Below are 13,991 nucleotides of genomic sequence, written 5' to 3'. Positions count from 1 at the left end.
GCTTCGCCCTTACAGGAGTCAGGAGTCAGGAGTAAAACTCTATTTATGTCTAGGTTTCAAATGAGATTCTGTACCTCATTGATATGTAATCTGCTGTATTTATCAACAACCGCATGAAGTAGAATGTTTGGCGCTACCTTGATTGTAATGGATATGTTAAAAGTAAGGCGGTTTCATTGTTAAATGGTTGTCAGTAGTGGTGACAGCTATCACTATGCTAATCAAGGTTTTTGCAGTTTTGTTAATTCGGATGACTCCGGGTAAATTAATTGCATAACTATGATATATTTCGATGGTTTTAGGAAATATAGGTTTCAATGCCAAACGCACGGTTAAAATTACTCATAGCTGCTAGTGGGACTGGTGGACATTTGTTTCCGGCGATCGCATTAGCTGATAAATTACAAGAATATGAAATTGAATGGCTTGGTGTCCCCAATAGACTGGAAACTCAGCTTGTACCTAGCCAATATCCTTTGCATACCATTGCTGTGGAAGGGTTTCAACAAGGTTTAAGTCTTGCCTCTGTGGGTATCCTGTTTAAACTCATTGGTGGAATTTTGCAGGTGAGACGCATTCTTAAACAAGGAAATTTCCACGGATTATTTACTACTGGCGGTTATATTGCTGGTCCTGCGGTGATTGCGGCTCGTTCTTTGGGTTTACCTGTGGTTTTTCATGAATCTAATGCTTTACCTGGTAAGGTGACACGATTTTTTGGACCTTGGTGCAGTGCGGTGGCTGTGGGTTTTGATGTGGCTGCTAAGTATTCGCCTGGTGTTAAAACTGTCTGTGTGGGTACTCCTGTGCGATCACAATTTTTGGCTCAGGAAATTGCAGAAAATTTAGATTTACCTATCCCTGATGGTGCGCCTTTAATTGTGGTTTTTGGCGGTAGTCAAGGTGCGGTAGCGGTGAATCAGTTGGTGCGCCAGTCTGCTCCGGCTTGGTTTGATGCTGGTGCTTATATTGTACATTTAACAGGCGATCGCGATCCAGAGGCGGCTAGTTTACAACATCCCCAGTATATATCATTACCATTTTACGATAATATGGCGGCTTTGTTACGACGGGCTAATTTAGCTATTAGTCGTTCTGGTGCGGGGAGTTTAACCGAGTTGGCGGTGTGTGGTACACCAGCAATTTTAATTCCTTATCCTTTTGCAGCGGAAGATCATCAGTCTTTTAATGCAGCGGTGTTTACTGAAGTTGGTGCGGCGTTGAGTTTTCAGCAGTCTGAGTTGACACCAGAAATTTTGCAACAGCAGGTTTTAGATTTGTTGCAATCTCCAGCAGATTTAGCCAAGATGGGAGAGAAAGCAAAAGCGATCGCAACTCCCGATAGTGCTGATAAGTTGGCTGCTTTGGTGCGGGAAGTGTTATTTAATAATTGACAATTGAGAATTGTCAATTATCAATTGATAAAAAGTTGATTAAATTTAACGGGAGCATCCCAAATGTGTAAGTTTATTTTTTTGATTGAACCGCAAAGGACACAAAGTACACAAAGGTAAGAGGGTTTCGGAGAGTTTTTGGTGTAGCGGCGGTTATTTTTTCAAAATTGGGATGCTGCCAATTTAACCACCTATGACATTGACATCCAGGAAATTTTCAATCAAAGCATAAACATCACTACGGCTGAGTTTTTCTTTACCATTGGCTAACGCCTCCAGTGTACCGTGAGCTAAGGCCAAAGGAATTTGACAGAATTGCAAAGCAGGTCCTGTCGGTAGAGAGTTAGTATAAATATCAGCTAATTCCAGATTACGACGTGCGTATTTTTGCAAATGCTCATGATGCCAACCCTGGGGAAAAAAGTCTACACCACGGGTTAAATCTTCAGCGTTATTACGTAAAATATTTACAGCTTGTAAACCTCTACCAAAAGCGATCGCCTGAGTACGGTTAGTTTCTGTGCCATCGTACCATGACCATAAATCTGAGAGTAACAAGCCCACCGCACCTGCCACCCCAAATGTGTAACGATCTAAATCAGATTCAGTTTCAATTTTCCAATTTCTTTCTGCCCAATAAGCCATCCTATCAGCCATTGCTGCTGTTGCATCCCAAATGCGAGGGGCAATACTTTCAGGTGCTAGTATTGACCATTCTCTCACCCGTAGACTCACTTCTGCTAAAGAATTTTCGTAACCTTTGAATCCTACAGCAAAAGCATCTACCGCAAAACCATCAACCCCAGTTTGCAATGTTTGGCTAATGTTGCGTAACAGATGCGCTTTGGTAGCATTATCTAATTCTGGATGATCTTCAATTTCATCAATGGCACGCATACATAAGTAAGCTGATGCTACAGCTTCTTGCAATCCTGACGGTAAAATACTGATGGGTATATAAAAAGTTCTACTGGTTTCTTTGAGGATTTGCAAGGCATCTTGGCGTAAATCCATTATTTCACTCCTCTGTTGATTTTCACACCATACCGGAATTTTAGATTTTTTGATGATACTGGATTTAGTTTCTACTCCCAAATCTAAAAAACTATCTCGTATTTCATCGAAAAATTAGTAGTTTATGGTATCGCAATTAACAAAAATCTCAAATCTAGCAAATTATAGTCTAGTAACGATTTAGGACTTACGCAAGATTGTACTAAAAACCTGATTCTTGCGTAGGGATAATTCATGAATTACCCCTACTCATGAATTACCCCTACTTTCGTTCTATTTTGCGTAAGTCTTGCTATTTTATAATAATCTCTGTGTAGTTGATGCAAAAAAGTTAAAAATAATGCTTATATACTAATAAAAAACTCTAGGATTTACGCACAAGTCACAAAAGAATTAACAACTCCTAGCACAGAGAACACAGAGGAATAGGAGTTTGGGAGAGTTTTTGCTAAGTCCTATTTCTAACTCCTTGAACTCCTGATAACTGATAAGTAGGTCTATCCAGATCCCCGACTTCTCAGAGAAGTCGGCGATCTAGCTCCTCAACATTTTATGTTTAATTAGGGCTTGCTGAATAAAGATGAAAAGATTACAGGTAAAGGGTCTTAGCCTGCTGGAAGTTAAAAAAGTGCAAGCTTTTACGAGGTAGAAACTTAAAAACCTTGCATTTAATTCCTACTCAAAGGAAAAATCGTTCCCATCCAACTCTTGAAACTGTCACCTGTCACCTGTCATCACGACAAAACTTTTTCAGCAAACCCTAATTATGTTGACCTGTCACCTTTACTTAAAATCGGAATGTGGTGCGAATCACTCCTGTATAAATGGTGTCGTTATTGCTGTTATGTTCTGGGTTGAAAATCACTATTAAACCAGGAGTAATGGAGAGATTACTATTCACTTGATAACGGTATAGTGCCTCTAAATGGTAGGAAGTATCACTATCTAAACGTCGGGGACTGGTTGCAGTGGGAACTGCTGGACCAAAATCATTACTGGTGACTTTTGGCGGTTGACCAAAAATAATTCCTGCCAAGTTACCTTTTTTACCTAAATCGGGTAAACCTAAAGTTACCGCCCAGTTCCAAATGTCTGCTGTATCCCCTCTGTTGACATTTGTGGCATTATTTTCTGCGATCGCCTGAGTATAACCCACCCAGCCAGAAAGTACAAATTGGGGACTAAAACGATAGCTCGTTTGTAACCCATAATGATTAGCAGAAGTAGCAACACCACCACCAAAAGGACTATTAGCAAAAACGCTACCCTCCGCACCAGAAACACTCACATCTCCAGCCACAGCACCACTAAAATAAGAATGGGCATAGGCTAAAGCCAAAGTCAAATTTTGATTAGGTTGGAAAGCTAACTGTGCTAAAGCACCATAAGTACCATCAAACAAACCCCGACTTTCATCCGGGTTATCAGCATTTCTCGCTAAATAACCACCAGAAAAAGTAATTTTATCACTCAGTTTAAAAACCGCACTTACACCAGCACCTCTACCACTAGCTAAACCAGTATTACTAGCACGGTAAATAGGTGAAAAGCGACCAAACCGAGATAATGCACCAGTTGTAGCGGCTGACAATAAAGGGTTAACAGTATTGAAATTGTCAAAAAATGAACCACCAATAGCATCCACAGTCACATTGACTTTATCACCTACCGGAAAGTTGTAGAACAATTTACCAACTTCTACGGTGTTATTAGCATTAACAGTGGTATCCCAACCCAAACGGGTCATTTGTGTACCAGAAACAGCACCGTTAAAAGCAATAGTATTGTTAGCTTTTAATATGAGTCGTAAGCGGTCTTTACCACTAAAACTGGTATCAAAAATTAACCGCACCCGATCAGAAAAGATGGTATTATCTTGTAAACTGCTGCGTGCTGCACCTGTGCGCCATTGGTCAGAGTTCAGTGGTCTATCTCCACCAAATACACTACCCACTGTGAAAATTACATCACCACTTAATTTAGTAGTTGTGGAAAATTGCTCACTTTCTAACACCGCAGTCCGACTTTCTAAACCATCCAATCTTCCCCGCAATTCTACTAATCCATCAGCATATTCTTGTTGTAATTTTTGCAGAGTTTCTAAATCTTCCTTTTTCACAGCATCAGCCGTACTTGTGGCAATTAATTCTTGAACCCTGTTCAGACAAGCATTTAAACCAGCAGCAAACTCATAGCGAGTCATAGCTCGATTACCCCGGAAGGTACTGTTAGGGTATCCAGCAATACAACCATATCTCTCTACTAAAGATTGCAAAGCTTGAAAAGCCCAGTCTGTAGGTTGCACATCAGCAAGTTGGGAAACTGATGTTACCTGCTCTAAAGTATTTTCTGTTTCTGGAGTCGGAGTTTGAGCCATCACACCCATTGTACTTCCCGCAACCAGTAAAGGAGCTATCCAAAAGGAATTTTGTACAAAACTAGACATATACCTCACACATGAAAATCAAAAAATTTTACCAAATTGGTTGGTAAACTTGCTATACCAACTTAAATAAAAGTTCACACCTGTATCCGTGATAAATACCGCAGCATTTACCCGTTGGAAGTAATAAAATAATTAGATATTTAGTTGTAAAAGTTAAAGTTTAAATTGCAATATTCATCGCAATATTCAACCCAAAAAATCATTTGTTGTTTAAAGATTTAGCTGCTTTTTAGAAAGTTTTAACTGCTTCCATAGCCTTTGAATTTGAGTGTAAGCATCCTCTGGAGAAAGCTTGCCGTTAGTCTGTAAATTACATATATAGTTCACTCGCTGGGAAAATTCTTGTAAATTGGCATTAAAATTTATGTACTCTGGTTTGAACTGACCGTAATACCTATTAATAGGATAAAGAAACTCATGTAAGGTAATTAAAAAATCTTTATCATGTGACATATTCATTACTTTTGTTTGTGTCAGTAGAAAAACTATAAAAGTATTAACATTGGGGTATTTTTTGCTCAACCAACTAAGTTGGTATAAACACCTTATACCAACCTTAAAGGGAAAAAAGTATTGTAGTATACAAAAAATAGAATATAGATATGTAAATATTTACCAACTTACATGGTAAAAATTTGGTAAAATTGCCAATACCCTACTGAGTATCAATTATTATGAATATCAATTTTGCAAAAACCCTTTTCTCCGTAAAAAGAAGACGATTGATGATATCAATTGCTACAGCATTAAGCACAATGCTGATAGCAATTAGCATACCAACCCTCACTTCCACCCCTGTTGTAGCGCAGTCCAATACCAGCTTGCTTGTATCTGCGGCTGCAAGCATGAAAGATGTATTGGAAGAAATTAAACCTCTGTACCAACAAAGTCAACCAAACGTCAACATTACTTATAACTTTGGTAGTTCTGGTGCTTTACAGCAACAAATAGAACAAGGTGCGCCAGTGGATGTTTTTATATCTGCGGCAAAAAGACAGGTAGATGCTTTAGAACAAAAAAATCTTTTAGTTCCTGGTAGTCGTACCGTCATTGCTAAAAATCGCCTAGTTTTAATTGTACCAAAGAATGTTTCTGGTATTCGTAGTTTTTACAATCTCAAAGATGCAAAAGTTAAAAAGATTGCTATTGGTGAACCGAGAAGCGTACCTGCGGGGCAATATGCACAACAAGTATTACAGAAATTAAAAATTTGGGATCAGATCAAATCAAAACTGGTCTATGCTAATAACGTGCGTCAAGTTTTAGCATCTGTAGAAAGTGGAAATGCGGAAGCAGGTTTAGTGTATTCTACCGATGCGAAAATATCTAATAAAGTCAAAGTTGTAGTTGCGGCTGACGAAAAATATCACTCTGAAATTATTTATCCCTTAGCCATACTCAAACGCAGTAAAAACGTTGATACAGCTAAGAATTTTTCTCAGTTTTTAGCTAGTGATAAAGCTAAAGCTGTATTTAGAAAGTATGGGTTTATTCTGCCTTAATTATTGCTGAAATTAAATTCCTGCATTTTTGATTCCTATACTTTTCAAGTATGCAGGAATAACAGTAAGTGAAATTAATCGAATTGAAAATTTACATCACAGCAAACAAATAATGTTTTACAACCCACATTCCCGATTTAGAAATTTTCTCTATTTTGGTTTAATGACTATCACAATAGTAATAGCTATTGCCTTTAGTCAAATCACAAACCTATCTCCAGTTACAGCCCAGCAACCAGAGAAAGTAAATTTAATAGTTTCTGCTGGTGCGGGTTTAAAACCAGTGTTAGAAAAAGTTAAGCAAGCATATAATCAGAGGCAGTCAAAATTAAATATTACTTATAACTATGCTTCCTCTGGTGCTTTAGCTAGACAAATTGAACAAGGAGCAAAAATTGATGTTTTTATTTCAGCATCTGCTGAACATTTGACTACTTTACAAAATAAAGGGTTTATTTTAGAAAAAAGTCGTAGGAATTTACTCAAAAATTCCATAGCTTTAATTGTACCGAAAGATTCCACAGCAATTAAGAGTTTTCAAGACCTAACAAAGCCGACTGTGAAAAAAATTGCTGTCGGTGAACCCAGAAGCGTACCTGTGGGTAAATCTGCCCAAGAACTTTTTAATTACTTCCGTATTTCTGAACAAGTAAAACCTAAACTTCTCTATACTAGAGATGGTCCACAAGTTCTTTTTTATGTGGAAAATGGAACAGTTGATGCAGGTATTACCCATGACAGTAACGCCAAACAATCTAACAAAGTAAAGATTGCCGTTATTCCACCAGAAAACACTTATACCCCTTTAATTTATCCGGTAGCTATTCTGAAAGATAGTAAAAATATTGCTGCTGCTAATGAATTTGTGAATTTTTTATTTAGTCAACCTGCAAGAAAGCTATTTGAACAATTTGGTTACAAAATGGCTGATTAAATATTAAATTTGCATATTTCAATCAAATCTTGTGGGGTGGGCATCTTGCCCGCCCTAATTATTTCAAGTCAATAAAATCCTTAATCTTCACTAATTCTCTCACTAATGTTGACGTTTCCAAATAACTTATTTATCCAAGGACTAGCAATAAAAATTCCTGCTAGTACCAACAAAAATACAGAAATTCCAAAAATTTGGTCACGGGGAATTTCTAACACACCACGTAAAATAATTTCTCTTAACGCAGAAACAATAGTAATTTCTACCGCAGCACCTACAGAAATACTATGTTCTTGCAGATAATCAACCAAAAGCCTAAATAATTCCACAAGTATCAAGATAAACAAAATATCAGATGTTACTTCCCGCAAATCTAATGGATGCAAAAAGGAGATGAACATATCTCCTAATCGAATTAGCATCACACAAAATAAACCTACGCAAAGAGAAATAACAATAACATCTTGAAAAAGTTCTAAATTACGGACAATTCTATCTCTCTTAAACCAACTATTTACTTCTACAAGTATGCGTTTTGGCATAGTCGCTACAGTATATTTATTTTTATGGGTGGTAAAAAGTAATCTTAAATTAAAATCCAAATTTACAATGTTTATCGAGAGCATTAATAAACTTTTATGAATTATTTCCGCCCAACTCAATAAGCAGAAACTAACAGAAAATAGCTACTAAAGAGATTAATGATAGCTTAGAAGCTTCTTACAGAACTAGCAAAATTGAGAAATACTGGAGCGAATCATGAAAATTACTTATGACTCAGAAGTTGACGTTTTAAGGATTATCTTTAGTAATGCAGAAATTGAAGAAAGTGATGAAGAAAAACCAGGAATCATTTTAGACTATGACGAAGTTGGAAATATTATAGGAATTGAAATAATAGTTTACACATCAGATAGGATTGCTATATGCTTATAATTGGTAAGTATCAAAAACCTATCCTGTAGCAGTGCATGAGCTACTGTATCAATCCTAGCTGTCCCAAACCACAAAACCCCAAACAACCCTTATTTTGTCAAGCGTGCGGTTCTGAGTTACTTTTAGAGGGGTGTTATCGAGTCATTCGTCCTTTGGGTGGTGGTGGTTTCGGTAAAACCTATGAAGTGGAAGACTCTGGTGCAAAGAAAGTTCTCAAGGTTCTGTTTAATACAGTTCCTAAAGCGGTGGAACTATTTCAGCAAGAAGCGGAAGTGTTAAAACGACTCAACCATCCCGGTATTCCTAAAGTTGAATCAGATGGTTACTTTATTTATTCTCCTAGAGATGCTAAAGAACCCCTGCATTGTTTGGTGATGGAAAAAATTGAGGGAATGAACTTAGAACAATACATGATTCAACGTAACCATCAACCCATCGGTGAACGTGCTGCTGTAAGATGGTTGAAACAGATAGTTGAAATTTTACAACAGGTCCATCAACAAAATTATTTTCATCGAGATATTAAACCACCTAATATTATGTTACGCCCCAATGGGCAGTTAGTATTAATTGATTTTGGGACAGCACGGGAAGTTACACAAACTTTCATGCAGAAAGTCGCAGGACAGCAAGTTACAGGAATTATTTCCGCAGGTTATACACCATTGGAACAAATAAATGGTAAAGCTGTTCCGCAATCAGATTTTTTTGCTTTGGGGCGGACTTTTGTTTATTTGTTAACAGGTAAGTCTCCTGATAATTTTCATGAAGATGCACGAAATGGAAAGCTAATTTGGCGAAATCATGCTGTGGGTATTTCTCCGGGTGTAGGAGATTTGATTGATTATTTAATGTCTCCATTTCCAGGAAATCGTCCTAAAGATACGCAGGAAATATTAAATTGTATTAGTGTAATTGATGGTTCTTTTAAACCTGAATTTCATCAAACCAGTAATTTTAAATATGGAAGTTTTTGGTTGCGTTTATTAGCTTACTGTATGGATATTCTGATTTTAACTATTACTATATCTTTATGGTGGAAAATATTTTTTAATTTTTTCCCTTTATTACCAGACTATACCATCAATAATGTTGGTGCTTTTGGATATTCTTTAATTTTTACATCATTAACTACCATAGGAGGAGTTTTTGGAGAATTAATTGCTATGATATTATTTCTTCATTCTTTCAATGATCCAACAGAACCTTTATTTGCTTTTATCATACCTAGTTTTGGTTTTATTGGTAAATGGCTATATTTTACCTGTTTTGAAAGTTCTCATTTACAAGCAACTTTGGGCAAAATGATGTTAGGTTTAAAAGTTACTAATATCTCTAATATGCGGTTAAAGTTTGGTCAGGCAAATGTAAGATTTTGGAGTAAAAGTATTTCTGGTTTAATATTATTGATAGGTTTTATTATGGCTTTTTTTACAGAAAAAAGACAAGGTTTACATGATAAGATTGCTAGAACTTTAGTTATTAAAAAATCATCTCCATAATTACACATCATTTATTTTCTTCTTGCAACATGGAAAAAGGGTAAAAATTGGCATGGAATGGATGAAGATGAACGTGAATCATTTATAGATGATTTAGTGCATGAGGATAGACAATGCAACCAATAGTTGTATTTGATAAAAACATTCTCTGAATTATTGGTTATTTCCTATCTCTTAAATTTCATAACTCATAATATAATCATCCATCACAAAACCACCACCAAAATCTATTACTTTACTCTCAATAATCTTAAACCCAAATCGAGTATAAGCTTTAATTCCTTTTACATTCCTTTTATTAACATTGAGTATAATTTTCTGCAAATTCATATCTTTAGCTTTTTGACAAACATGAGATAACATTATTTGTCCATAACCAAACCCATGCAGTGCAGGTAATAAATAACATTTATGTAATTTCAAACAATTAATATGATTAAGATTATCTTTTACTTCCGCACCATAAGATAAATAACCAACTATTTGATTATCTTTAACGACTTTATCATAAAATATTCCTAGCTGATAAATTTCTTTTTCAATTATTTCAAGAGCATACATTTTATCTAACATATACTCTATTTGTTCAATACTGATAACGCCGGGATAGTGACTACACCAAATTTCTCGACTAACTTTGATCAGTTCCTCAAAATCAGTATCTAATAACTTTTCAATTTTGATTGTTAAATTATTCATATATGGCAAGTTACAGGAAACAGGTGACAGGTGACAGTGTGAAAAGTCTTTAGGTATGTAGGTTTGATCATCAAGTTATGTCCTAAGCGACTTGTCTGTTGTGATATCAAGTGAATTTTACTCCTGACTCCTAACTCCTTGATCTCCTGACTCCTAACTCCTTGATCTCCTGACTCCTGACTCCTAAATTCTGCTATATTTTAAACTTTAGTTTCTAGCGGGTGCTGAGAAGTTTGTAAAGTTTGCGGTAAACCCCAATCTGGACGCAATTTAGCCGCTTGACGCAAATAAATGTGGTGAACGGGGGCGGAAGTTGGCAAATAGGCGTGAATTAAAAAGCGGATACAACGCTGTAAACTGCCTTCGACGTGCATTTGTTGGACATCCAACATAGCTACACTATCCCATAAAGGACGACGGCGGGCGATCGCTGCTGGGAAAATAGCATCTAAGTCACGGGTGACAGAAAAAGTAACACTTAAAATTTCTGTTGGTTCTAGTTTATTCCGTCGTTCCAGTTCATTAATTAATTCTGTCACCGCTTCTGTAATTGCTTCTACGCTATTTTCGGCAACGGTTGTTGCACCACGAATTGCCCGCATTTGCCATTCCACTTCCAAAGTCCTCCTGAATTAGTCATGAGTTATTAGTCACTAGTCATTAGTCATCAGTACACAGACTGGTAACTAGTGACTATTGACAATTAATCTACGGTCTATATAACCACAAGGGTAAACCACTTGTAGACATTTCAAATTCCAGCCAATCAATTCCAGCCGCAATTTGTGATTTCGACTGACTACTACCTGGTAGAACTCGACTCAATAATGGTTTACGTTCTTCTAGCGTATAACAAGGAGTTTTTTCTGGATCAAGTCCGACTAATTCCGCTGTCCAGCGTCGTGCATCTTCTTCTGTTCCCAAACGGTCTACAACCCCTAATTCTAAGGCTTGTTCTCCGGTGAAAATGCGCCCATCAGCGAAATTTTTAACTGTTTCTACCTCCAAGGAACGAGCCTGTGCTACTGTCTCTACAAACTGCTGATAGCTGACATCTATCAATTCTTGCAGGATGTTTTCTTCTGGTTCTGTCAGTTCCCTGTCAAAAGATAATATATCTTTATAAGGTCCAGACTTGATCACCTTAAAGGAAACACCTACTTTTTCTAACAGACGTTCTAAGTTGTTTCCCCGTAAAATCACGCCGATACTACCTGTAATTGTGCCTGGGTTAGCCATAATGTGTTCCGCTCCCATGCCAATATAAACGCCTCCAGAAGCCGATATATTGCCAAAACTCGCTACGATTTTGGTTTTTTTGCTCAATCGCTTCAAGGCGCTGTATATTTCTTGGGAATCTCCTACAGTACCCCCAGGGCTATCAATACGCAGCAGTAAAGCGGGAAATTTTTTCTCTTCTACTGTTTTTAGGGCTTCTAACACTCGTTTGCGGGTAGCACTGGCGATCGCACCAGTTATTTCAATCCGAGCAATTTGTTTACGAAACTTGGGTTTAAACGGCCAGATCATGAGTAATCTAATCAGTTAATAGATTTAATATAAATTGTCCAGCGGTCAGATGACCTCTTCGACTCTTTTCAGAAGATTAAACCAGCAAGTATGAAGCTATTTAAATTTTAAGGAAATTTTTAGATTTGGTTTATAGTGTTGTTTGCTATATTTCTTAATAAAGGAATATTTCTTTAAATGTTCCATTCTCAACCAAACTCTGTACTGGTTTGTTGCGTGATTGTCAAAAATCACCATTTCCAAAACACAATCTAAGTTGGTAACAGTACAGCAATTATACAGTTGCTCATACATCTATCTTTTTTTACAGCACAATTTAACAGCATAATGCAGAGTTATTAGTCACAAGCGACTAATGACTAAAAAACCTTACTTACAAAAAATCACAGCAATAACTGAGCTATGCCAAAAAATAGTTAAAGTCAGGGATAGCAGCAGATTTGTTTATAAGAAAGTTAATTTAGTTGTTAATTGTCATTAAATCAAAGAGAGACGTTATCTAACTTTCTGAGTTACTTAGGAATCAATACGCAGTATTTGATACCGATAATAAGCATAGATATCAAAAAGCCCACCCACAAAACCGAAAGTAAGACTGATAACAAATAAGCCATTGATAGGACTACCAGTACCAAAAGTAGCCAGAAAATGCAAAATCTGAGCGGGTACTTCTTCAGTTAGTCCTTGCAAACCGGGGACAAAGCCAAAAAGGCATAAACAGATTAATATACCGCCCACCAAGAATATCGGAGCAATAAAACTGAAAACAGTAGTAAGCAAGAAAGATCGGAGAAAGTTGGTAAAAAGATTCATAATCAGGCAATCTCCAAGAGTAAGGTGAATGATAGCCAAGAAGCAGTACGTTAATTTCTACAATACGTGCGATCGCTCCTGAAAAGTTAATTTGTCAAAAATCTTAAGTTTTCATTAAAAGAAAAGTTAATATAACCCTCAAGTGATGAGGCTATGTTGATGGCTTCCAAAGGGTAAAATACCTGATATATCAAGATTTTTGGCGTTTAACAACGTCGTAACATATTTAATCAAGCAAAATAAGCTGCTTAATTTTCTGAGAGAATCTTTAAACTAAGTTAATGTTTGGGGATTGGGGACTGGGGATTGGGAAAAATAACTAATGACTAATGACTAATGACTAATGACAAAAAACCAATAACTTTCGCTATTCTTAAAGCATTCACTGAGTTAGATAGAAAACATTGAGCCAGACTATATCCAAATCCGGTTTAGGTGCATGGACCCAGCGATTACTAGCAGCGATTTTTTTAGGTGGACAAGTGATAGTTCACCTGATGAAAGGCAAAATCCATCGCCGTAATACCTTAGAACAACTAGCCGCCGTCGGTCCAGATTCCCTGTTTATCGCCTTATTGACGGCCGTTTTTGTAGGTGCAGTATTTACAATACAGGTAGCACGGGAGTTTATCAACTTTGGCGCAGGAAACTTAGTTGGGGGAGTATTAGCAGTAGCCTTAACCAGAGAACTGACACCAGTGCTAACAGCAGTGATTTTAGCCGGGCGAGTTGGTTCTGCATTTGCCGCTGAAATTGGCACAATGCGGGTTACAGAACAAATAGATGCCCTGTTGATGTTAAAAACAGACCCCATTGATTATTTAGTTATTCCTCGTATCCTGGCTTGTTTATTAATGCTGCCTATCTTAACCTTGTTATCCTTAGTTACTGGCATGGGTGGGGGACTAATAGTTGCCATCAATATTTACAACCTCTCAGATACAGTATTTTTAGACTCAGCCCGTAACTTCTTGGATATTTGGGACATCGTTAGCGCCATGATTAAAGCAGGCTGCTTTGGCGTTTTAATTGCTATTATTGGTTGCAGTTGGGGTTTAACCACCACAGGAGGAGCGAAAGGTGTGGGACAATCAACCACAACTGCCGTTGTTACCGCCCTGCTGATTATTTTTATTAGCAACTTTTTTCTATCATGGTTAATGTTTCAGGGAACAGGTGGGGGATTCACTCCTGGACTCTGATGATGACTAGTGATTGGTG

General features: G+C 37.1%; 14 protein-coding genes. 6 read left to right on the top strand and 8 right to left on the bottom strand.

Annotation, left to right across the window (positions count from 1 at the left end):
- Positions 1-317: 317 nt before the first annotated feature.
- Positions 318-1,394, top strand: coding sequence for an undecaprenyldiphospho-muramoylpentapeptide beta-N-acetylglucosaminyltransferase (gene murG / locus H6F45_RS19855; RefSeq protein WP_137666587.1), 1,077 nt, complete (start codon positions 318-320; stop codon positions 1,392-1,394).
- A gap of 183 nt (positions 1,395-1,577) precedes the next feature.
- Here murG and H6F45_RS19850 read toward each other — a convergent pair whose 3' ends face one another.
- The 3 genes from H6F45_RS19850 to H6F45_RS19840 form a co-directional block, all read right to left on the bottom strand.
- Positions 1,578-2,408 (bottom strand): phytoene/squalene synthase family protein, encoded by an 831-nt coding sequence (locus tag H6F45_RS19850; protein ID WP_190348166.1) that lies wholly within the window; start codon positions 2,406-2,408, stop codon positions 1,578-1,580.
- Between the two features lie 787 nt (positions 2,409-3,195).
- A complete protein-coding gene (locus tag H6F45_RS19845) occupies positions 3,196-4,854 on the bottom strand; it encodes an iron uptake porin (RefSeq protein ID WP_137666589.1) in 1,659 nt (552 codons plus the stop codon).
- Positions 4,855-5,064: 210 nt separating this feature from the next.
- Positions 5,065-5,307, bottom strand: a complete 243-nt coding sequence (locus tag H6F45_RS19840; protein ID WP_190348171.1) for a hypothetical protein — start codon at positions 5,305-5,307, stop codon at positions 5,065-5,067.
- A gap of 221 nt (positions 5,308-5,528) precedes the next feature.
- Between H6F45_RS19840 and modA (H6F45_RS19835) the strand changes: the two genes are divergently transcribed.
- Together modA (H6F45_RS19835) and modA (H6F45_RS19830) are read left to right on the top strand one after the other, a co-directional pair.
- Positions 5,529-6,356 carry a molybdate ABC transporter substrate-binding protein gene (gene modA, locus H6F45_RS19835; RefSeq protein WP_190348165.1) on the top strand — a complete coding sequence of 276 codons (828 nt, stop codon included), beginning with the start codon at positions 5,529-5,531 and terminating at the stop codon, positions 6,354-6,356.
- 163 nt (positions 6,357-6,519) lie between these two features.
- On the top strand, positions 6,520-7,290 hold the full coding sequence (gene modA, locus H6F45_RS19830) for a molybdate ABC transporter substrate-binding protein (RefSeq protein ID WP_242027418.1): 771 nt from the start codon (positions 6,520-6,522) through the stop codon (positions 7,288-7,290).
- 80 nt (positions 7,291-7,370) lie between these two features.
- Here the strand turns inward: modA (H6F45_RS19830) and H6F45_RS19825 are convergent, their stop codons facing one another.
- Entirely contained in the window at positions 7,371-7,832 is a 462-nt protein-coding gene (locus H6F45_RS19825) for a phosphate-starvation-inducible PsiE family protein (RefSeq protein WP_190348163.1), read from the bottom strand.
- A 217-nt stretch (positions 7,833-8,049) separates the two neighbouring features.
- Between H6F45_RS19825 and H6F45_RS19820 the strand changes: the two genes are divergently transcribed.
- Entirely contained in the window at positions 8,050-8,226 is a 177-nt protein-coding gene (locus H6F45_RS19820) for a DUF2283 domain-containing protein (RefSeq protein WP_096567816.1), read from the top strand.
- 35 nt (positions 8,227-8,261) lie between these two features.
- Complete coding sequence (locus tag H6F45_RS19815; RefSeq protein WP_190348162.1) at positions 8,262-9,728, top strand: RDD family protein; 1,467 nt, start codon at positions 8,262-8,264, stop codon at positions 9,726-9,728.
- Between the two features lie 174 nt (positions 9,729-9,902).
- Here H6F45_RS19815 and H6F45_RS19810 read toward each other — a convergent pair whose 3' ends face one another.
- The 4 genes from H6F45_RS19810 to H6F45_RS19795 all read right to left on the bottom strand — a co-directional run bounded on the left by H6F45_RS19810 (position 9,903) and on the right by H6F45_RS19795 (position 12,770).
- The gene (locus tag H6F45_RS19810; protein WP_190348161.1) at positions 9,903-10,427 is read right to left on the bottom strand and encodes a GNAT family N-acetyltransferase; all 525 of its coding nucleotides are present in this window, start codon (positions 10,425-10,427) and stop codon (positions 9,903-9,905) included.
- A gap of 200 nt (positions 10,428-10,627) precedes the next feature.
- A complete protein-coding gene (gene aroH, locus H6F45_RS19805) occupies positions 10,628-11,041 on the bottom strand; it encodes a chorismate mutase (protein WP_096567822.1) in 414 nt (137 codons plus the stop codon).
- 94 nt (positions 11,042-11,135) lie between these two features.
- Entirely contained in the window at positions 11,136-11,957 is an 822-nt protein-coding gene (sppA, locus tag H6F45_RS19800; RefSeq protein ID WP_096567824.1) for a signal peptide peptidase SppA, read from the bottom strand.
- Between the two features lie 516 nt (positions 11,958-12,473).
- Positions 12,474-12,770, bottom strand: coding sequence for a hypothetical protein (locus tag H6F45_RS19795; protein WP_096567826.1), 297 nt, complete (start codon positions 12,768-12,770; stop codon positions 12,474-12,476).
- A gap of 404 nt (positions 12,771-13,174) precedes the next feature.
- Here H6F45_RS19795 and H6F45_RS19790 point away from each other — a divergent pair, with 404 nt between their 5' ends.
- Entirely contained in the window at positions 13,175-13,972 is a 798-nt protein-coding gene (locus H6F45_RS19790) for an MlaE family lipid ABC transporter permease subunit (protein ID WP_137666594.1), read from the top strand.
- Positions 13,973-13,991 lie beyond the last annotated feature (19 nt).

It is taken from the genome of Sphaerospermopsis sp. FACHB-1194, assembly GCF_014696235.1.
GTDB lineage: Bacteria > Cyanobacteriota > Cyanobacteriia > Cyanobacteriales > Nostocaceae > Sphaerospermopsis > Sphaerospermopsis kisseleviana.
This window is presented reverse-complemented; position numbering and strand designations above follow the sequence as displayed.